Raw genomic sequence first — 18,436 nt, 5'->3', positions numbered from 1 at the left:
AAGGCGAGCGTTGGCTTGACTGCATGATACGTGATAACCGAGCTCGGCTTCAGGGCAGGGGCTGGATGGTTGGTTGGATTTCATGGCCGCCAGCGCTGACCGGCGCTCGGCGGCCTGGGTAACTTCTCGATTGCGGTGCTAGCCTCCGTTCTCCATGGCATGCAGCTTTTCCACGCGCCGGCGGAATTCTTCGCTGGTGGAAAACTCGGCTTCGAGATAGGCCTTGATCAGGTCGTTGGCCAGCCAGGGGCCGACAATCTGCGCGCCGATGCACATCACGTTGACGTCATCGTGCTCAACGCACTGATGCGCCGAATGGATGTCATGGCACACCGCGGCGCGAATGCCGCGAATCTTGTTGGCGGCAATGGAGGCGCCCACGCCGGTACCGCAGACCATCAAGCCCCGGGCCGCCTCGCCACTCGTCACCTTGCCGGCCATCTGCTTCGCAATATCGGGGAAATCCACCGGGGTGTCATCGTGCGACCCCACGTCGATCACTTCATGGCCGAGCGATTCCACGTATTCCACCACCGAGGCCTTGAGCCTGTAGCCCGCATGATCCGAGCCTATGACGATCTTCATATATCCACTCCAGGTTTTGTTTAGCGAAGCATGCCGGGCAACCAGAGCACCAGGTCCGAGGCAAACGTAATAATGGCCAGCGTCGTCAGCAGCGGCACATAGAAGGGAATCAGCGCCCACAGCAGTTGGCGCAGCGATATTCTGGCAATCGACGAAATCAGGTACAACGACAGCCCCATGGGCGGCGTCAGCAGGCCGATCATCAGATTGAAGATCGCCACGATGCCCAGGTGCACGGGGTCGACGCCGGCCAGCACCATGGGCGGTGCAATCACCGGCACCACCAGCAGCGTGGCAGTGGTGGAATCGAGGAACATGCCCACCGCAAAGAAGATCAGGTTGGCGATCAACAGCAGTACCAGCGGATCCTTCGAGACCTGCAGGATCCAGCCGGCAAATTCCTGGGGAATCTGCTCGACAGCCAGAATCCACCCAAACAACGAGGCGGCGGCGACGATGATCAAGATGGCACTGGTACTGCGAAGCGTGACCAGCATGGCATTCCACAAGTGCGCCCAGGTCAGTTCCCGGTACACCACCCCGCTGACCAGCAGCACATAACCGGCCGTGACCGCCGCCGCTTCGGTCGGGGTGAACAGGCCGCTCATCATCCCCGCGATCATCAGGACCGGTGCCAGCAGCGCCGGTAGCGCCGGCAGCAGTGCCGACAAGACCTCCCCCAAGGTGGGACGGCGTTCCGCACGGGGCATGTTGCCACGCAGCGCCAGCACGGCTGCCGTCGCCATCAGCAAGGCGATGCAGATCAGTGCCGGCACGATGCCTGCGATCAACAACTGCACGATGGAGACACTGGTCACCGAGCCATAGACGATCAGGGGAATGCTCGGCGGAAAGATCGGCCCCACGACCGCCGACGAGGCCGTGACGGCAGCGGAGAAAGGCGCCGCAAAGCCGCGCTTGCGCATGGCCTCGATTTCGATCTTGCCCAGCCCGCCGACATCGGCCAGTGCCGCGCCGGACATCCCCGAAAAGATCAGGCTGGAGAAGATGTTGACCTGTGCCAGCCCGCCCGGCACCCGGCCCACCAGCGTATCGGCGAAACGAAAGATGCGCTCGGTCACGCCCGCCAGATTCATGATGTTGCCCACGAATATGAAGATCGGCACGGCCACCAGAGGAAAGCTGTCGAGTGCATAGGTGATGCGCTGAGCCAGCAGACCACTGGGAAAGCCCTCGATCAGCACATAGCCAATGGAGGGAATCAGAATGGAATAAACGACCGGGAACCCCAGAATGAACAGGGCCAGGAAGCCGATGATCAAGGCAATGCCCATGATTACCCCTTATTGGTTGGGTCCGACGTCAGCGGCGGGTGGCTTGGTGCCATGGACGATATGCAACAGGCATGCGGCACTGAACCCGAGCAATGTCGATCCCAAAAACAGCCAGAACGGAATCTTGAGGGTCGGCGTGGTATTGCCGAGGTTCGCTTGCATGGTGATGACCGTGGCGTAGGCGATGAAGGCACTGGCCGCGATCGTGCACAATAGAATCACCACCTTCACGGGCCCGCGCAGCCATGTCGGCAACGACTCGCGAAGCTCGGCCATGACGATGTTCTCGCCGTTGTCGACCACCAACGGATAAGCCATGAAGACCAGACAGACCAGCAAGAAGCGGGTGAACTCCTCCGCCCCGACCATCGGGCTGGTGAAGACTTGCCGCAGGATGACTTGCGCCAGCGGAACCAGCACGATCCCCGCCAGCAGCAAGGCACACAATCCTTCCAGCAGCCGCCTGACTAGATACATGCCGACACTCCTTTACTGACGAACCATTCGCCAAGGAGCCCCATGCCGGGGCTCCTGGCGCTAACTCACTCGACCTTCGAGATCATGTCGATGTAGGGCTTGAAGTTCGGAAAGTCCTGGTCGACCTGGGCCCGCACCTGCTCGCGGAAGGCTTCCACGTCCAGCCCGTCGTCCTCGTCCAGCACCGTCATGCCCTTGTCCGTCAGTGTCTGCACCAACTCGTCTTCCGAGCTTTCTGCCCACTGCAGCGACTGCTCTGCCTTCTCGTCGAGCACCTTCTTGATGGCGCTGCGATCCGACTCATCCAGCGACTGCCACGCCTGCTCGTTCACGAAGACCGCCAACACGGAATCCATGTGGCCGGTGAGCGAGACATGCGACTGGACTTCGTACAGCTGGTTGGCGTTGATCATGGTCAGCGGGTTTTCCTGGCCGACCACCAGCCCGGTCATCAGTGCCGTGGGCAGCTCCGAGACCGCGACGGGTGTCGGCGTGGCGCCAAAGCCCTTGACCATGGAGACCCAGAGATCCAGCGGCACGGCCCGGAAGGGTTTGTTGTCGAGATCTTCCGGCGTCTTGACCGCGAAGTTGGAAGAGATATGGCGCTTGCCCCGATAGATCCTGCCGATGATGCGAACACCACCCTCTTCGATCAGTTGCTGATTGATCTTCTGCACTGCCGGCGACTCCGGCGCTGTCGCGTTCAGGGCATGTTCGGCATCGCGATAGACGTAGGGGGCATTGAAGACAGCCGCCTCCGGCACGATCCGAGCCAGCGAGGCAAAGTCATGATGGCCCATGCCGATGGACCCCATGCGTACCCCATCCACCATTTCGGCCACGCCACCTAACTGGCTGGCGGGAAAGACCTGAACCGAGATGTTGCCGTCGGTCGCCTCGTTGATCTCTTTGGCGGCTTCGGCCGCGTAGCGGGTTTGAAGGTCGCCTTCCGCCCCTACGTGGGCGTAGCGCAGGGTTTCAGCGGATGCCGTAGTGGTCAGGCCCAGCGCCAATGCCGCCGTGGCCACTCCCATTCCGATTCTCGTGAACATGCGTGCCTCACTTATATTTGTCGGTTGAGTACGTGCTGGCGCTGCCCTTGGTATGGGCAGCAATGATGCTTCGCCGGCGCAGTTCGTCGCCGATCGCGAAGTGTTCGCGGAGCCTCTGGTGGGCCAGGTCGCCATCGCCCTCGACGATTGCCAAGAACACCTGGCGGTGGGAGTCGATGTGGCTCTCGATGATCTCGGGTGCGTTCGCCGTCGTTCTTCGCCGCTCGACGTGACTTTTCAGCAGCATGTTGGAGATGGCGTGGTAGAGGGTGATCAACGTCTGGCTGTGGCTCGCCTCCACGATGGCGATGTGGAACTCATAATCCGAGCGACCGCCCAGCTCCGGGTCGTCCACGGTCTCCGTCAACTGCGTGAAGCAGGTCTCGATGCGGGAAATGTCGGCATCCGTGGCTCTCTCGCAGGCGAGGCGGATAGCCTGACACTCGATGGCGATACGGGCCTGCATGACGTCATCGAGCGCGCTCTGCTCCTGGGCCAGATAAAAGGTGAAGAAATCCGACAGCATTCCGAAGTTGGCGCGGGCGATGAAAGCCCCCTTGCCATGGCGGATGTCGAGCACGCCCAGCATGTTGAGCGACCGCATGACCTCACGCAGCAACGGTCGCCCCACTCCCAGGGTCAACGACAGTTCACGCTCGCTGGGCAGGCGATCCCCGGGACTCAGCGCCCCCGAAAGGACCTGATCGCGGAAATACCCGAACACCTTCTCGGCGCCGCGCAGTTCCTCGCCCTTCCCTCGGGTCGTCTCCTCAGCCATGCATCCTCCTCTGGTCTTACCTCTTGGCACCAATGACACGCCATCGTTGTTCTAACTGAAGCATCAGCGAAGCTTCGAAGCTCGACATTGGCGGGGAAGCGCCATCAAGCCCTCTTGCAATCAACCCTATGGCGGTTCCGTGTGGTCAACAATTAAACTTTCGTACTCAACAACTGGTCTTACCACTTAAAGCACATGCCAGCCCATTCGGCGAATGGCGCGCGGCCATGGCCTATCCCGGCCCGAGGGGCCACCGCCCGTACGGCGCAGCGCATGGATCTCGACCCAACAAAAAGCCCGCCAAGTGGCGGGCTCTGTGAGACCTGATACGTCCTTCTCGGCGCGTACCTATTCGGTCTGCGCCTTCCTGGAGGGCATGAAGTGCAGCACACCCACGACGATCGAGCCCACCAGAAAGCCGATCAACGCAGAGCACAGCGTATTGAAGCTCCAGCCCAGCATGCCGCCCAGGCCACCGGTTGCCTCGGCGATGCCCTGCTCGACATGGTGTACCCACGCATAGGGCGCGTTGAACCAGCCCGTGCCATCGGCCCCCAGGTTGACCAGCAGGATATGCCCGCCGACCCAGAGCATGGCGACGGTGCCCACCACCGAGATGGTTGTCAGCACCTTGGGCATGGCAGTCACCAGGCTACGGCCCAGCTTCTTCATCCCCGAGCTATCGCGCTGGGCGAGCTTCAGGCCGAGATCGTCCATCCTGATCAACAGCGCCACCACGCCATACACCAGAATGGTGATGAAAAACGCGACCACCACCAGGCTCGCCAGCTGTGACCAGAATCCCTGATGGGAGACGGCGGAAAGCGCGATCACCATGATCTCGGCGGACAGAATCAGGTCGGTCCGAATGGCATTGCTGACGATCTTTTTCTCGGCCTCCGGCCCCTTTTCGACCGACGGCTTGTCGTCATCCTGCTCCCCGGAGAGCTTGTGCCAGACCTTCTCCGCGCCCTCGAAAGCCAGGTAGGTCCCCCCCACCATCAGGATGATCGGCAATAGCCCGGGCAAGAAGTGATTCAGCAGCAAGGCCACCGGCAGGATAAAAATCAGCTTGTTGCGGATCGACCCCATCGCGATCTTCTTCACGAGCGAGAGTTCGCGCTCCGCCGTTACCCCCTGCAGGTACTGCGGGGTCACCGCCGCATCATCGACCACCACCCCGGCCGCCTTCGCCGTCGCACGCCCAGCGGCGGCACTCACATCATCCAGTGATGCTGCGGACAACTTCGCCAATGCGGCGATGTCATCCAGTAGTCCTATCAAGCCGCCGATCATGGAAGCCTCCTGCATCAATAAAAGGTAACGACAGTAAAGCACATGGCTGCCATCCCCCGTGAATCATACGAGGGACGGGGCTGGGTGAGGATTTTTCCGGAGTCCGCTTGCGTACGACGGGCGCTGCAGCGGTCTGCAAGGCCACAAAAGCAAAACCCCGGCTCGTTAACCGCCCTTGCATCGGTTGGTATCCAACCTTCAGAGGCAGCTCACGAGCCGGGGTCAGCGTGGCAGCGACCTTGACGTAGCGAAGCGGAGAAAAGGCCGCCTGGGGAAGGACGAAGGCCCGAAAATCAGCTCTGTCCCCGTTTTCGAAACCGGAAGCAAAATGCAGCCATTGATCTAGGCTTAGAAGAATCGATATCTGATTCCCGGTCCACGGACATGACTGATGACTGACTACTTTGTTCAGGCGTTTATATACTTGGTGGCCGCGGTAATCGCGGTGCCACTGGCCAGGCGGTTCGGGCTGGGGTCGGTACTCGGTTACCTGGTAGCCGGTGTCGTCATAGGGCCGATGACCGGCCTGGTGGGCCAGGAGACGGTCACCCTTCAGCATTTTGCCGAGTTCGGCGTGGTGATGATGCTGTTCCTGGTGGGGATGGAGCTTGACCCCAAATCCCTCTGGGCCATGCGAAACCGGCTGCTCGGCCTCGGCGGCCTGCAGGTCACACTGACCGCCGCCGTCGCCACCGGTTTTGCCTGGTCGCTGGGGATGGCCTGGCAAACCGCCGTGGCGGTAGGGTTTCTCTTCTCCCTCTCCTCAACCGCGATTGTCCTGCAGACGCTGACCGAAAAGGGCCTGGTCAAAACCGAAGGTGGCCAGAGTGCCTTCTCAGTGCTGCTCTTCCAGGACATTGCGGTGATTCCCATGCTGGCCGTCATCCCGCTGCTGGCCGTGTCCGGAATCTCTGCCATCGATGCAGAGCCCGGACACAGCAGCCTCAGCCTGGTTGAGAACCTGCCGGGCTGGGCGCATGGGCTGGCCGTGGTCGGTGCGATCGTGCTGGTGATTGTCTGCGGCCATTACCTGAGCCGGCCGCTATTCCGCTACGTGGTGCAGTCCGGCATGCGGGAAGTATTCACCGCCACATCCCTGATGCTGATTATCGGCATCGCGGCGCTGATGAGCCTGGTCAACCTGTCGCCGGCACTTGGCGCATTCCTGGCCGGTGTCGTGCTGGCCAACAGCGAATTCCGGCACGAGCTGGAAGCCAATATCGAGCCGTTCAAAGGGCTGCTGCTGGGGCTGTTCTTCATTACCGTGGGCGCGGGGATCAATTTCGGCGTTCTGGCGGAGTCTTGGCATACCGTCCTGCTTCTCGCCCTGGCGGTGATCATTGGCAAGGCGCTGATTCTGGTTGGCCTGGCGCTCGCTTTTGGAATCCGCAGCAGTGAAGGCTGGCTATTCAGCCTCGGGCTCGCCCAGGCCGGTGAATTCGGGTTTGTGCTGCTGACCTACAGCACCCAGAACCGAGTGATCCCGGCGGACACCGCGCAGATGCTGTCATTGGTGGTGGCTCTGTCCATGTTCCTGACACCGCTGTTGTTCATTGTCTATGACCGGGTGGTGCTGCCACGCTATCAGAAGGCCTCCAATGAAGAAGTGGAGCCGGATGAAATAGAAGAGCAGGCGCCGGTGATCGTGGCAGGAGTCGGCCGCTTCGGGCAGATCGTCTGTCGGTTGCTTCGCGCCAACAACATTCCCAGCGTTGCCCTGGACCACGCCCTGGAGCAGATCGAAAACCTGCGCCGGATCCAGCTGACAAGTTACTTTGGCGACGCCACCCGCATCCAGCTATTGGAAACCGCCGGCATTGCCGAGGCACGCCTGCTCGTCGTCGCCATTGACGACAGGGACCGGGCCGTACGTTTGGTGCGTCACGTCAAACAGCTTTACCCAGCGGTCTGGGTGCTGGCCCGCGCTTTCGACCGCGGCCATGGTTACGAGTTGCGTGAGGCCGGCGCCGACGATGTGGTGAGCGAGACCTATTACTCCGCTCTGGAACTCGGCGGCGATGCTCTCACCGCCATGGGCGTCCACCCAGAACGCGCCCGCCGGATGACCCAATCCTTTGTCGCCAGCGAAAAAGCCCACGAAGATCAACTGTTCAACGCCTGGCGCAACATCGAGGAAGGCATCCACTTCAGCCCGCGCTACGGGGAGTTGTTCATGAAGCTCGAAGAGTCACTGGGTCACGCCATGCGGGAAGACGCACGGCGAATCGAGGACGAAGCACCGGCGTGGACCCCACCGAGGAACAACGGCTGATCACAAAAACAGAATTGTCAGCGCCTATTCGCTTCCTGGTTGCGGCGTCGCTGCCGGTAGCCGTAAGTGGCGTTTCTGACGGTTTCTTCATCTTCCAGTCCGGCCCCCAGGGCCCCAGCGATAGTGGCAACCGAAGTCGCGAGCCAGGCAAGAGAGGTGTAATCGAAAAGACTGGCCGCGTGGCCGAGTTGTGCTTCCAGCATGTTGGCCGGAATGAAAACGAGGACCGTGAAACAGAAAAGGCCCAGCAGGATCACGTAATAGAATACGACCCCGGCACTTAGCGTCAGGACAGTGACCGTGTTATAGAGGCGAACCAGACGTGGTGATTGGGCGTTTTTTATCGATTCCCACAGCGTGTGGGCAATGATGATCCAGGCGATCATCGCCGCCATGGCCACTCCCATAAGCAGAACAAGGCGTGGCTGGCCATAATTGGCACTGAGCTGCCAAAGGGTGGGAAACACCAGGCCATAGGCGCCGGTCGCAAACGCGACGGCGATGACGCGCTTGAAAGCCGGAAAGATGGTCCAGGGGCGGTTGGCTCGCACCATGCCTGCCAGGATGCGAAGGCTTCCGTTGATCCTTGATTCGGCAATGAAGCGTACATCGAAGGACTCTCCCTCGCCCGGTAGCGTTATCCGTCGTATCGGGAACAGCTTCTCGTAGAGGTGCCTACCCAGTAGCTGCCGGGCACCTTTGCCACGCAGGCTCTCGTGGACTTTATCGGATTGCTGGGTACGCTGCTCTTGGCGAGCACGGTCCTCTTCCGAACTGCCATGGTGCAACTCGTTGACCAGTTGCAGAATCGCTTCGCTCAGGCGACGGCGTATCGCGGTAATGCCGAAGGCAGGCAGTGAGATCAACGCAAGGCCATGCCCCGTGCTGGTTTCAGCGATTACGAAGCGCCCGTCCCTGTCGATCGGCAAATCGGTAATACAGACCGCGTAGTCCCACTGTCGATCCCGCTTGTACTCGAGAATACTCCCGATGATATCGGTGGCAGCCTCTGCAGCGCCGATCAACGGATCGACGACCAGTTGCACCTCCCAACTCAGCCGGTCATCGACATAGTTGGCCAGAAGTTCGGGCAACTGGTCGATGACCTGTTCGGCCATCTCAGCGGACATCTCCGGGGCGGGTACCAGGCCCACCACCTTTCGGCATGCGTTGACCGCCTGGCTCCCTTTCGCTTCGGGTTCGGTGTAGACACCGTTCCGAACCTTGGACATAAGCGCTCCTCAACGACGTGCTAGTGCATTAGGGAGTGGGGTGCTGTAAAACCCACCTTGGCATATCCAAGCTTAGATGAAGATCAGCTTAGCGCGACTCACGCTATAGACATTAAAAAAAGCCCAAGGCACTTGCCAGGTAACCGGTATTTGACTCAACGGTCTTCTATCGGATGAACGTTCTCGCTACCTGTGTCGGCGTGGATGATCACCTTTGCCCCAAGGGCACCGCCGACCCTTTCTCACCGGCGGTTTCATCATCAAGCACTTGAGTCATGGCGCTAGCCAGTATCAGCAGGGGCCTGGCGTCAGGGAAGACAGTTCATCATGTGCGGTGGAAGGTGGGCGAGGCAGGTAGCAGGTAGCAGGTAGCGATGCTGGAAACTCAACGTCAGGCGAAATCTCGCGTTTTTGGCACGCAGAAACACCAAAGCCCGCCGAAGCGGGCTTTGGTGCTCGGAGCCTTGCGGCTCGACAGCGCAAGCTAACCCAGAGTTAGTCAGCCTTTACGTTTGAAGCCTGAAGGCCTTTCTTGCCCTGAGTCACGTCAAACGAGACTTGTTGACCATCCTGCAGGGATTTAAAGCCTTCAGCTTGAATTTCGGAGAAATGGACGAACAGATCGTCACCACCTTCAGCGGGCGAAATGAAGCCAAAACCTTTTGCGTCGTTAAACCACTTAACTGTGCCAGTTGCCATTTTCGAATTCCTTAGCGCAAAAGCGCTTTTACTACGATTGCCGGGTACTACCCCAGATGAAGTGGGCCAAACAAGGGATATAACCAGACTACCGAATGATTCGAGTACAACTGACATATGCGACTTGCTAACCAACTGGATGCATCGTGTCACGTTAGCCAGGTGCAGTCAATGGGGTCATCGATATCAAGCCCCTCGAGGCGATATGGCGTGTCATAGCCTTAGTTCACGCTCCGCGGCCCCCTTCAATTATTGAGGCGTCACCGCCGTATCATCGACCATCACCCCGGCTGCCTTCGCCTTCACACGCCCTGCGGCGGCACGCACATGACACTGGTTCCCATATCTTCTCAAGGACCTGGCGACGATGACGCGCTGCCCTGGGGGCGGACACAAGATCGGGCCATCATTTTGCAAGGCCATCGAGACGCCCTTCGCGATCGTGTTGACTGTCTCAGATGACGAGATCACCCGGTTTCTGATGCTCGAACACACCTTAGCCGTCGCAGCCACCGCGCGGAGCTGATGACGGTCTGCCCCATGCCACACTTGGATGCCTGTGCATGGAGCCCAGGCTTCAGCGGAAGATAGGATCAACGGACGATTACGCTTAAATGATACCCCTCCCTTTTCAAACCAACTCCGGCAGTCTCAGTCGCCCCTGACCCGACACATTTGCTTCATATATTGGTCACTCCGGGAACGTAGGTGCGTCGCTCAAGGAGCCCCAGTAGACTAGCCACCGTGGAGGTGAGCACCAAGTAAATCACCCCTGCCCAGAGGAAGACTATAAAGAAGTCCAAGGTTCGCGAACCAATATCCGAGGCAATGGCAGTGATCTCCACTACGCCGATGGTGTAGGCGATAGAGGTGAACTTGAGCTCGATGATCGCCTCATTAGACCACTGCGGAATCACCCGGCGAAGCGCTTGAGGCAGCATGATGTAGCGGATCGCTTGCCATTGGGTCATGCCGCAGGATCGCGCCGCCACCAGTTGGCCCTTGGGCACTGACAGCACCGACCCACGAAAGTATTCCGCCTGGTAGGCGGCGCTGTTGAGGGTGATGGCGATCACCGCCGAGGTGAAAGCATCAAAAACGATGCCTACATGAGGAAGCCCCAAGTAGATGAAGAACATCTGCACCAGCATCGGCGTACCGCGAAATAGTTCCACGTAAGCGGTGCTGATCCAGTAGAAGAGCCGGTTTCCGTAGACCCTCGCCCAGCAAAGCACCAGCCCGAGGAAAAACCCCAGGCTAATGGCGATCACCCACAGCGACAACGTGACCGGCACGCCCATGAGCAGCTCGGGCAGCCACTCGATGCCGAATTCGATGAATTCCCACATGGCTCACCCGTGCTCCGCTATGACGTTGAGGAAGGCCCGGGTCCGCTCGTGCGTGGACTCGGTGAACATGGCCTCCGGCGGGCCCTGCTCAATGATGTGTCCATTCTCCATAAAAATGATCTCGTCAGCAGCCTGGCGAGCGAAGCTCATTTCGTGGGTCACCACCACCATGGTCATGCCCTCGACCGCCAACTGCTGCATCACCCTTACCACCTCGCCGGTCAATTCCGGATCCAGCGCCGATGTGGGTTCGTCGAACAACAGCACGTCAGGATCCATGGCAAGTGCCCGCGCGATGGAAACACGCTGCTGCTGGCCGCCGGATAGCTCGGCCGGGTAGGCATCGGCCTTGTCGCTCAGGCCGACCCGTTCCAACTCGCGATGTGCACGCTGGGTAGCCACCGCCTTGTCCGTGCCTTTGACCTTGACCTGGCAAATACGCACGTTGTCGAGCACCGTCAGGTGCGAAAAGAGGTTGAAGTCCTGAAAGACGAAACCCATGCGTGCGCGCATGGCATCGATATTGGTGTCCAATACCTCATCACCATTGAGATAAATGCGCCCGGCATCCGGCACGGTGAGGTAATTGATACAGCGCAACAGAGTACTCTTGCCCGAGCCAGAGGGCCCGATCAGCACCTTGGTTTCCCCCTTGCGCAGCCCGAAGCCGATGCCCTTGAGTACCTCCAAGCCGTCGTAGGCCTTCTTGATATCCTGCACGTCCAGAATCAGATCGTCGGCCATTCTTGGCGTTCCTCTCGCGTTATTTTTCGAAACCGGGCACGGCCAGCTTGCGTTCGAAGGCATACAGCAGGCTGTTGCCCGCCCGATTGAGGATGAAATACAGAAGAGCCACCACGGCAAACACAGTCAGCACGTTGCCCTGGGTGCTGGTGATGATGTAATGCGCTTGACGGGTCAGCTCGACCACACCGATGACGTAGGCTAGGGAGGTCTCCTTGATCTGCGAGGAGAATTCGTTGGTCCAGGGGCCGATGGCATGCCGCCCCGCCTGAGGAAAAACGATGTGGCGAATCGCCTTGATCTTGGACATCCCCATGGCCCGGGCAGCCATCATTTGCCCGGCAGGCACCGACTGGAAGGCGCTGCGGAAAATCTGCGACTGGTAGGCCGCCGAGCGCAATCCCATGGCCAAAACCGCGGCACCGAAGGCCGAGATGTCCCAAACACCCGAGATGCCATAAAAGAAGATAAACAGCATGATGATAATCGGCACGCCCCGGAAGATGCGCTCGTAGAGCATCAGCGGCCACTGCACCAGCCGAGACCTGGGGCCATAGAGCTGGACCAGGCAGATGCCCAGGCCCAGCACGAAACCGATCATCAACAGAGCGACCAACAGCACAATGGCCACCCCAAGCCCCTTCAGCAGGAAGGGAAAATCGCGCAGTAATACATCGTAGATATCCATACCGACTTCCCTAACGTAACGGGCGCTTTCCCTACCGGGAAAGCGCCCGCCGTCACAGCGACTTATTCGTTACCGAGCTCGGGAAGACCGGCCACTGGTTTCTGGTAAGTATCGACGAAATCGGGCATATGGCCCGGAATCGCGGGTACGGTGACGCCGGGTATGTACTTTTCAACGATCTTGCCCCACTCACCGGATTCGTAAATGGCGAGGATGCCCTGGTTCAGGTCGCCCAGGATCTCTTGAGGGTCGCCCTTGGACACCGCGAGTGCCAAGGGAGCACGAATAAAGATCTTGCCCGCCATTTTCACTGGCTTGCCGGCATTGATGTATTCTTGAGCGGAGGTGTCGTCGACAATGACTGAGGAGATGCGCCCAATTGCCATGTCATCAACTGCGGTAACGTAATTATCGTACTTAGCCAGCTCGACATCGATATCGCCGGAATTCACAACGTTTTCTTCCATCCAGGCTTGCTGGGAAGAGCCGCCCTGCACGCCTACGCGAGCCCCGCAGCACACGGCGGTGAAGACATTCAGGTCGGAATCCTCGGGTACCAGCACCACATCGTTGGTTTCCCACCAAGGAATGGTGAAATCGATATTCTCACTACGCTCTTCAGTAACTGTAAGACCGGTGGCGAGAACATCGATCTTTTCCGCCGCGAGTGCCGGGATCAGCGACGGGAATGGCATATCCTGGAACTCGATCTCGATACCGGCCTCCTCGGCGATCGCCTCCATAGCATCGATAGCGATCCCCTTGAATTCCCCCGCTTCCACATAAGCCCAAGGGGGGAAAGACGCCTCTACACCGACCGTATAAGGATCTTGTGCGAAAGCGGTCGTGGCCAATCCGCTGCCGATGGCTATTGTTCCCATAAGGGCGGCAGGCAGGAGCGATGCTTTTATTCTATTCATGATCGTCTCGCGTGTTGATGGGGATTGTTATGTCGTCAAATCAATATGAGCGCGTCGTTCCACGACTGTCAATACACCGCGAGTATTGATCTACGTGGTTTATGGCGCTAAATAGAGGGCTCAAGCCCACACAACAGTCCGCTCGCACGCGCCTCCTCCGGCCATCACTGATGCCGTTCACCTTGGTGAGCTCCGCTGGGGCAGCCTAGGGCCCCCTGCCACTGCTACTCGGCATCAGCCCCTGTCTGGCTCTGATCCCCATCACGCTCTGGGGTGCCGTGGGCTGGGCACTGCAGGTGCCCCAGAACAACGATTGATGAAAGCTCGCGAACCACAGGGCGACGGCAATCTCTCGGTGGCCTTGAGCGAATCCGCGCTCTATCTCGGCAGCGCCCTTGGCGCCTCGCTCGGTGGGTTCGCCCTGGCGCTGCAGATGCCTGTCGACACGCTCTCCATTGTCGCCGGGCTCGTGGCGCTATCAGGCATGGGCGTGCAGGCGTGGCTATGGAAGCGCCCTCATGCACGTGGCATGGCCTGCCCCGATTCGTGAACTCGCCCCCGTGGTACTGAACGCCGCCGATCGGGCGGCGTTCGGTGCTGCCTATAGGATTCAAGATGGTCGATCATGATCGCTGCATACGATGGCAACCGATCAACCAAGGCCAGCTGGGCACTCAGCAAAAGCGCCATGCAATTCAGTTACTGCGTTTACGGAGAAAGTACAGAACTCCGAGAACCGTCAACGCCCCACCGACAAGCTGAGTCACCGTCGGCAATGTGCCCAGTAGCAGCCACGCCAGTATCGAAGCCCCAACCGGTTCGCAGAGCATCGCCATGGAGACCAGGGAGACGCTGATAAACCGAGTGCAATAATTGAGCACGGAATGCCCGAGCAAGGTCGGCAACAGCGCGAGCAGAAAGAAGATGAGCAGGTCATCTCGATTGACGGCTGAAAGGGCATTCCCCGTCACCAAACAGTACAAGGCAATGGCAATGGCGGCAAAGCCGTAGCAATAGAAAGTATAGACATTGAGGCTGACACTTTTCAGCGCATGCTGACCCACGAAAAAATAGACAGTGGCAAGGAACGCTGCAGAAAGAGCAAGCAAATTCCCCCATAATGCAATCCCCGACACCCGGTAGTCGCCCCAGCCGATAATGATGCCCCCCAGTACCGATACCATCGCACCCAGCGCGGCGCCACGGTTCAGACGTTCGTGGTAGAGAAAGTATCCAATGATGAAGGCAAAAAGAGGCTGCATGGTGGCAAGGGTCACCGAGCTAGCTACCGACGTATAATCTAGAGAGGAAAACCAAGTAATGAAATGCAGCCCTAAAAGAAAGCCAGCCACCGCGCAATAGGCCAATCGCTTACCATCTATTTTCAGCAAGGAGTCTCGACCGGACAGAACCAGAAACGCTACCAGGCAAGTCGCGAAAAGCATCCGGTAGCAGGCAATCACTGGCGCGGTGGCATCGGCCAGCTTAACCAGCGGCGCTGTCGTCGATATGGCCAGCACCGCTACTGCCAGAAACGTATAAACCCATTTAGTTTTCTGCATAGATTCTCTATATCGACTGGGGCTCGACAAAGGCGCGTTTCAACCAGCCATGAAATTTCTCCACTTCTTTTTCATAGCGGGTATAGAAAACCGAACTGGCTTGCTTGAGACCTTTCTGATGCCTTTGAATGATGGCTTCGTCTTCGCTTATCACCTGAGACCAGTGGCGCTCATAGGGCTTTATGATTTCTTCAAAATCATCACGTTCAAAAGAGCTCTTAGGTACACAAAACCCGAATTTCACGACGCACGTTTCGGGCGATACGGGCCACGTCTGTGCCCACCATACTGAATCAACGGTCGCGACAATGAATAGGTTAGGGTAAACAAGGCAAAACCTTGTTACCTTACGGTCAAGCGACTCAATATTCCTTAACTCACCCTTTAGATGTCTCGGTAGAGAAGCAGTTTCGGCACCTTTCATTTCCAGACACTGCCACTCTCCTGAAGTCTTTACGCGAGAAAGGTCCTGTTTACCTATCGATGCCCTATGTACAAATGGGATATGCAAATTCTCCATACCCACTTCCAAATAAAGCTTCCAATTGGCTTGCAGAAATGATTCTTTTATCTTATAGCAAGTCAACCCACCAGTATCAAAAGGTGCCAAAACATCCTCTTCAAGGCTACCAATCTGATCTCTCAAAGGAGCAGGGTGCTTCGAAAAATTAACCCATACGAAGCCTCCCGAAACTTCACAGTGAATTTTCTTCAAACCATGCAGACAGTTATCAAAACCCTCCTCACCATCCCTAACCCCGGGATGCGAGAAAATTTCCCCGTCGTTGGAAAAAGCCCATCCATGAAATGGGCAAACGACGCTGGCACTGTTACCCTGACCTTCTCGAAGCTTCATTCCTCTATGTGGGCAGACATTATAAAAAGCACTTATATTGTTATCTGAATTAGCTATAAAAATGCTTTCTCCCAAAATATCGAGGCAGAAAAAATCGCCGTCATCACGGGCATCCTCTTCTCTACCCACCATGAGCCATTTTTCCTTGAACAAACGAGCCTTCTCTCTTTCACACCACCTTTCAGAAGCATAAGCATCAGGAAAGAACGACTCTCCCACATCATAACTTGAAAATATTTCACTCATAACAATCGTCCCATAAGCGCACAATAACGGAAAATACAGAAACTTCTTAAGTGGCATCTATAAATATACAAACGTATCCTTATGGAACAACCGAGAGTTTTTCAATCAGCTTTGAACCAGGCTCAAAACATGAAAGAAATCGTGCACTTACAGAGCTTTTTGGCTGTCGCCAGGACGGGCAGCCTGACGCTGGCAGCGGAAGAGCTGCACGTGACTCCTAGTGCCGTGAGCCACCGCCTTCGCCAGTTGGAGCAGCGCCTGGGGGTCAAGCTGTTGCGCAGAACCCCCCATGGCATGGCGCTGACGGGTGAAGGGCAGCGATTCAAGGACCGCATCTCTGATCCGATCGAGGCCATTGAAATGGCGTTGCACCCGGAGACAGGGCAAGAAGGGCCACTTACCGTGAGTGTCATGCCCTGGTTTGCTTCCAGCTGGCTGATGCCGCGCCTCAAACGGTTCCAGTTGCGCTGTCCCGACGCACGCATTCGCATCGAGACCAGCAGTCAGCTCAGCGATCTCGCTCATGGGCATGTCACGGCAGCACTGAGGTTTGGGCGGGGAGACTGGCCGGAGATCGAGGTGGAACCGCTCTTTGACGAGTGGGTAATCCCCGTAGCCAGCCCAGATGTGGTCGAACAAATGGGCTTGAATGCTCAAGATCCGGCACGTTGGCCTCGTCTCCCCGACCCTGACAATCTCTGGTCGAGTTGGTTTGGAGACGAGGTAATGGGCGAGGCTATGCGATCAGGCATAGAGCTACACGACACCAGCTCGCTGACGGAAGCGGCGGTCAACGGCATGGGCGTGGTGCTCGGACGCTACACGCACGTGGCTCCCTGGCTGGAGCGAGGCGACTTGGTCACGCTCGCCAGCCAATGGATCAGAATGCCGAAGCGCCACTACCTGGTTCGTTCGCGGCACCGCCCTATGCATTCCTGCTTTCCACATTTTCGCCGATGGCTGCATGACGAAGTCCAACGCGACAGAGCCGGTGCTGCGATGTCCTCCGGTGACCCTATCAAGCCGCCGATCATGGAAGACTCACCCATCAATAGAAGGTGAAGATAGTAGGGCACATGACTGCTACGTGGGGGTCGCCTCCCTCGCCATAAGGGTGATGATGGCAGCAAAAGAAATAACTGGGAGTACGTGGTACCAGCCGCCCTATTGGTCTCAAGGACCTGACTGTTTAACAAGGTACATAAGATGCCTGCAGGAGTGTGGTACCGGATTAGCGGGTTGGCCATGAGGCTGTACGAAGACAAAACGACATATCATCAAGCTATTTCCAGCAGGATACCCCGAGTGGTGACTGATATTGGCATGTGCCTAGCTGAGATGCGACGGCCTCTAATCAAAGGATTCGTCGAGCGTCTACATTGCATGCTGTCAGACGAGTGCTACACATTTAGGGCCAAGACAATGGATTACCACTTCGTCATCTACAACACCAAACGCCCGCACCCAGAGTGCAACACAACTCCTATGCCGGGCTCAAGAAATGGCTCAAAACACCGGAGAAAGGGCTTACAAAAAAGGTAGAAAATTTGCTTAACCTTAGTGACCTCACGGGTATCCTTATCAGTTAACCACCTTCGCTATACATACAATAGCGCAACCAATAACTCTCATATAAAATAACTAAAATTCTGAGCCACTTCCTTGGTTCAAGCAAACTAAATATCATCATCAGCCTCCCGATCTTCTCTTTTACTATGCAGCTCATTGATGAACATAATGTTGCTATACATTACATAATATATAGACTCAAACTGAAGAAGCGTAATAACCACCACCAAAGAGATAACAGCACTCTTCACCAGTTCAATATCAAAACTCACCACCGCCGACTGAAAAATAATCTTGCTCAAAAAAACAAGCATTATTACGACAACCACAAAAGAAGATCTAAGGACACTACCCACCAAACCTTCTAACCTTTTCGTCTCACTTAGTGATTCACCAAAGTCAGCATATTCCACTTTTGAGGGGTTTACAATTTTTCTCAATGCGTTGGGATATAAAAAAGCAATCCATATACCCATGATCGTAAAGACCATAGCTGACACAGCAAGCAACGACTTCAAGTACCCCTCAACCTGAACATAGCTGTAACTCAAAGAAAAATACTGAGCACAAAAAAAGACTAGAAAAAACAAAGAAAGATAAAGAAAAAATTTCTTCCAGGTTTTCATCCCCTCTCCTCCTTTGGAGCTTCAGCGGCTTTATCACGCGGGATGAACTTTCTCAAATACCTAAACCGGTTACCTTTTATCTTATTGAAAAGTTGTTCAGCAGTTATTATATCACCTTCGCGGTCACTAAAAATAACCGTGTCTTTCAGTCTGTAGCGATCAACCCAGACAACGCCTTTATCCGTTTCAA

19 protein-coding genes are annotated in these 18,436 nt (G+C 57.1%); 3 read left to right on the top strand and 16 right to left on the bottom strand.

The features are described from left to right. Positions 1-138: 138 nt before the first annotated feature. The 6 genes from rpiB to ABGX75_RS07050 form a co-directional block, all read right to left on the bottom strand. Entirely contained in the window at positions 139-585 is a 447-nt protein-coding gene (gene rpiB / locus ABGX75_RS07075; protein WP_347410657.1) for a ribose 5-phosphate isomerase B, read from the bottom strand. A gap of 20 nt (positions 586-605) precedes the next feature. Then, complete coding sequence (locus ABGX75_RS07070; protein WP_011506060.1) at positions 606-1,880, bottom strand: TRAP transporter large permease; 1,275 nt, start codon at positions 1,878-1,880, stop codon at positions 606-608. 9 nt (positions 1,881-1,889) lie between these two features. Beyond that, entirely contained in the window at positions 1,890-2,357 is a 468-nt protein-coding gene (locus ABGX75_RS07065) for a TRAP transporter small permease (RefSeq protein ID WP_347410656.1), read from the bottom strand. A 65-nt stretch (positions 2,358-2,422) separates the two neighbouring features. Continuing rightward, positions 2,423-3,409 carry a TRAP transporter substrate-binding protein gene (locus ABGX75_RS07060; RefSeq protein ID WP_011506058.1) on the bottom strand — a complete coding sequence of 329 codons (987 nt, stop codon included), beginning with the start codon at positions 3,407-3,409 and terminating at the stop codon, positions 2,423-2,425. Positions 3,410-3,416: 7 nt separating this feature from the next. Then, positions 3,417-4,187, bottom strand: coding sequence for a FadR/GntR family transcriptional regulator (locus ABGX75_RS07055; protein ID WP_011506057.1), 771 nt, complete (start codon positions 4,185-4,187; stop codon positions 3,417-3,419). Between the two features lie 348 nt (positions 4,188-4,535). Continuing rightward, complete coding sequence (locus ABGX75_RS07050; protein ID WP_347410655.1) at positions 4,536-5,483, bottom strand: DUF808 domain-containing protein; 948 nt, start codon at positions 5,481-5,483, stop codon at positions 4,536-4,538. A 391-nt stretch (positions 5,484-5,874) separates the two neighbouring features. On the opposite strand from ABGX75_RS07050, the gene ABGX75_RS07045 reads away from it, so the two are divergent. Next, complete coding sequence (locus tag ABGX75_RS07045) at positions 5,875-7,755, top strand: monovalent cation:proton antiporter-2 (CPA2) family protein (protein ID WP_347410654.1); 1,881 nt, start codon at positions 5,875-5,877, stop codon at positions 7,753-7,755. A 17-nt stretch (positions 7,756-7,772) separates the two neighbouring features. Here the strand turns inward: ABGX75_RS07045 and ABGX75_RS07040 are convergent, their stop codons facing one another. From ABGX75_RS07040 to ABGX75_RS07015, 6 genes are all read right to left on the bottom strand, one after another. Continuing rightward, a complete protein-coding gene (locus ABGX75_RS07040) occupies positions 7,773-8,987 on the bottom strand; it encodes a hypothetical protein (protein WP_347410653.1) in 1,215 nt (404 codons plus the stop codon). A 495-nt stretch (positions 8,988-9,482) separates the two neighbouring features. Next, positions 9,483-9,686, bottom strand: coding sequence for a cold-shock protein (locus tag ABGX75_RS07035; RefSeq protein WP_040239198.1), 204 nt, complete (start codon positions 9,684-9,686; stop codon positions 9,483-9,485). A gap of 680 nt (positions 9,687-10,366) precedes the next feature. Beyond that, on the bottom strand, positions 10,367-11,035 hold the full coding sequence (locus ABGX75_RS07030) for an amino acid ABC transporter permease (RefSeq protein ID WP_035414656.1): 669 nt from the start codon (positions 11,033-11,035) through the stop codon (positions 10,367-10,369). A gap of 3 nt (positions 11,036-11,038) precedes the next feature. Beyond that, positions 11,039-11,779 carry an amino acid ABC transporter ATP-binding protein gene (locus ABGX75_RS07025; RefSeq protein WP_248287043.1) on the bottom strand — a complete coding sequence of 247 codons (741 nt, stop codon included), beginning with the start codon at positions 11,777-11,779 and terminating at the stop codon, positions 11,039-11,041. A 19-nt stretch (positions 11,780-11,798) separates the two neighbouring features. Then, the gene (locus ABGX75_RS07020; protein WP_301968044.1) at positions 11,799-12,467 is read right to left on the bottom strand and encodes an amino acid ABC transporter permease; all 669 of its coding nucleotides are present in this window, start codon (positions 12,465-12,467) and stop codon (positions 11,799-11,801) included. A 62-nt stretch (positions 12,468-12,529) separates the two neighbouring features. Beyond that, positions 12,530-13,387 carry an ABC transporter substrate-binding protein gene (locus tag ABGX75_RS07015; RefSeq protein WP_035414653.1) on the bottom strand — a complete coding sequence of 286 codons (858 nt, stop codon included), beginning with the start codon at positions 13,385-13,387 and terminating at the stop codon, positions 12,530-12,532. Between the two features lie 316 nt (positions 13,388-13,703). On the opposite strand from ABGX75_RS07015, the gene ABGX75_RS07010 reads away from it, so the two are divergent. Next, positions 13,704-13,937 (top strand): hypothetical protein, encoded by a 234-nt coding sequence (locus tag ABGX75_RS07010; RefSeq protein WP_347410652.1) that lies wholly within the window; start codon positions 13,704-13,706, stop codon positions 13,935-13,937. A gap of 145 nt (positions 13,938-14,082) precedes the next feature. On the opposite strand, the gene ABGX75_RS07005 is transcribed toward ABGX75_RS07010, so the two are convergent. Both ABGX75_RS07005 and ABGX75_RS07000 read right to left on the bottom strand, forming a co-directional pair. After that, entirely contained in the window at positions 14,083-14,949 is an 867-nt protein-coding gene (locus ABGX75_RS07005; protein WP_347410651.1) for a DMT family transporter, read from the bottom strand. A gap of 7 nt (positions 14,950-14,956) precedes the next feature. Further along, positions 14,957-16,051, bottom strand: coding sequence for an aromatic ring-hydroxylating dioxygenase subunit alpha (locus ABGX75_RS07000; RefSeq protein WP_347410650.1), 1,095 nt, complete (start codon positions 16,049-16,051; stop codon positions 14,957-14,959). 129 nt (positions 16,052-16,180) lie between these two features. Between ABGX75_RS07000 and ABGX75_RS06995 the strand changes: the two genes are divergently transcribed. Further along, entirely contained in the window at positions 16,181-17,113 is a 933-nt protein-coding gene (locus ABGX75_RS06995; protein WP_347410649.1) for a LysR substrate-binding domain-containing protein, read from the top strand. Between the two features lie 614 nt (positions 17,114-17,727). Here the strand turns inward: ABGX75_RS06995 and ABGX75_RS06990 are convergent. Together ABGX75_RS06990 and ABGX75_RS06985 are read right to left on the bottom strand one after the other, a co-directional pair. Beyond that, the gene (locus ABGX75_RS06990) at positions 17,728-18,246 is read right to left on the bottom strand and encodes a hypothetical protein (RefSeq protein ID WP_347410648.1); all 519 of its coding nucleotides are present in this window, start codon (positions 18,244-18,246) and stop codon (positions 17,728-17,730) included. Continuing rightward, positions 18,243-18,436, bottom strand: a 194-nt coding sequence (locus ABGX75_RS06985) for a hypothetical protein (RefSeq protein WP_347411447.1), incomplete at its 5' end; no start/stop codon positions are given. The genes ABGX75_RS06990 and ABGX75_RS06985, both read right to left, overlap by 4 nt.

It is taken from the genome of Chromohalobacter sp., from assembly GCF_039830575.1.
Lineage (GTDB): Bacteria > Pseudomonadota > Gammaproteobacteria > Pseudomonadales > Halomonadaceae > Chromohalobacter > Chromohalobacter israelensis.
This window is presented reverse-complemented; position numbering and strand designations above follow the sequence as displayed.

Bases quoted from the DNA above. Each gene is read 5' to 3' on its own strand.
- ABGX75_RS07000 (WP_347410650.1), bottom strand. From the start codon at position 16,051: ATGAGTGAAATATTTTCAAGTTATGATGTGGGAGAGTCGTTCTTTCCT.
- ABGX75_RS07020 (WP_301968044.1), bottom strand. From the start codon at position 12,467: ATGGATATCTACGATGTATTACTGCGCGATTTTCCCTTCCTGCTGAAG.
- ABGX75_RS06990 (WP_347410648.1), bottom strand. From the start codon at position 18,246: ATGAAAACCTGGAAGAAATTTTTTCTTTATCTTTCTTTGTTTTTTCTA.
- ABGX75_RS07070 (WP_011506060.1), bottom strand. From the start codon at position 1,880: ATGGGCATTGCCTTGATCATCGGCTTCCTGGCCCTGTTCATTCTGGGG.
- rpiB (WP_347410657.1), bottom strand. From the start codon at position 585: ATGAAGATCGTCATAGGCTCGGATCATGCGGGCTACAGGCTCAAGGCC.
- ABGX75_RS07005 (WP_347410651.1), bottom strand. From the start codon at position 14,949: ATGCAGAAAACTAAATGGGTTTATACGTTTCTGGCAGTAGCGGTGCTG.
- ABGX75_RS07065 (WP_347410656.1), bottom strand. From the start codon at position 2,357: ATGTATCTAGTCAGGCGGCTGCTGGAAGGATTGTGTGCCTTGCTGCTG.
- ABGX75_RS06995 (WP_347410649.1), top strand. From the start codon at position 16,181: ATGAAAGAAATCGTGCACTTACAGAGCTTTTTGGCTGTCGCCAGGACG.
- ABGX75_RS07015 (WP_035414653.1), bottom strand. From the start codon at position 13,387: ATGAATAGAATAAAAGCATCGCTCCTGCCTGCCGCCCTTATGGGAACA.
- ABGX75_RS07030 (WP_035414656.1), bottom strand. From the start codon at position 11,035: ATGTGGGAATTCATCGAATTCGGCATCGAGTGGCTGCCCGAGCTGCTC.
- ABGX75_RS07055 (WP_011506057.1), bottom strand. From the start codon at position 4,187: ATGGCTGAGGAGACGACCCGAGGGAAGGGCGAGGAACTGCGCGGCGCC.
- ABGX75_RS07060 (WP_011506058.1), bottom strand. From the start codon at position 3,409: ATGTTCACGAGAATCGGAATGGGAGTGGCCACGGCGGCATTGGCGCTG.
- ABGX75_RS07040 (WP_347410653.1), bottom strand. From the start codon at position 8,987: ATGTCCAAGGTTCGGAACGGTGTCTACACCGAACCCGAAGCGAAAGGG.
- ABGX75_RS07045 (WP_347410654.1), top strand. From the start codon at position 5,875: ATGACTGACTACTTTGTTCAGGCGTTTATATACTTGGTGGCCGCGGTA.
- ABGX75_RS07010 (WP_347410652.1), top strand. From the start codon at position 13,704: ATGAAAGCTCGCGAACCACAGGGCGACGGCAATCTCTCGGTGGCCTTG.
- ABGX75_RS07050 (WP_347410655.1), bottom strand. From the start codon at position 5,483: ATGATCGGCGGCTTGATAGGACTACTGGATGACATCGCCGCATTGGCG.
- ABGX75_RS07035 (WP_040239198.1), bottom strand. From the start codon at position 9,686: ATGGCAACTGGCACAGTTAAGTGGTTTAACGACGCAAAAGGTTTTGGC.
- ABGX75_RS07025 (WP_248287043.1), bottom strand. From the start codon at position 11,779: ATGGCCGACGATCTGATTCTGGACGTGCAGGATATCAAGAAGGCCTAC.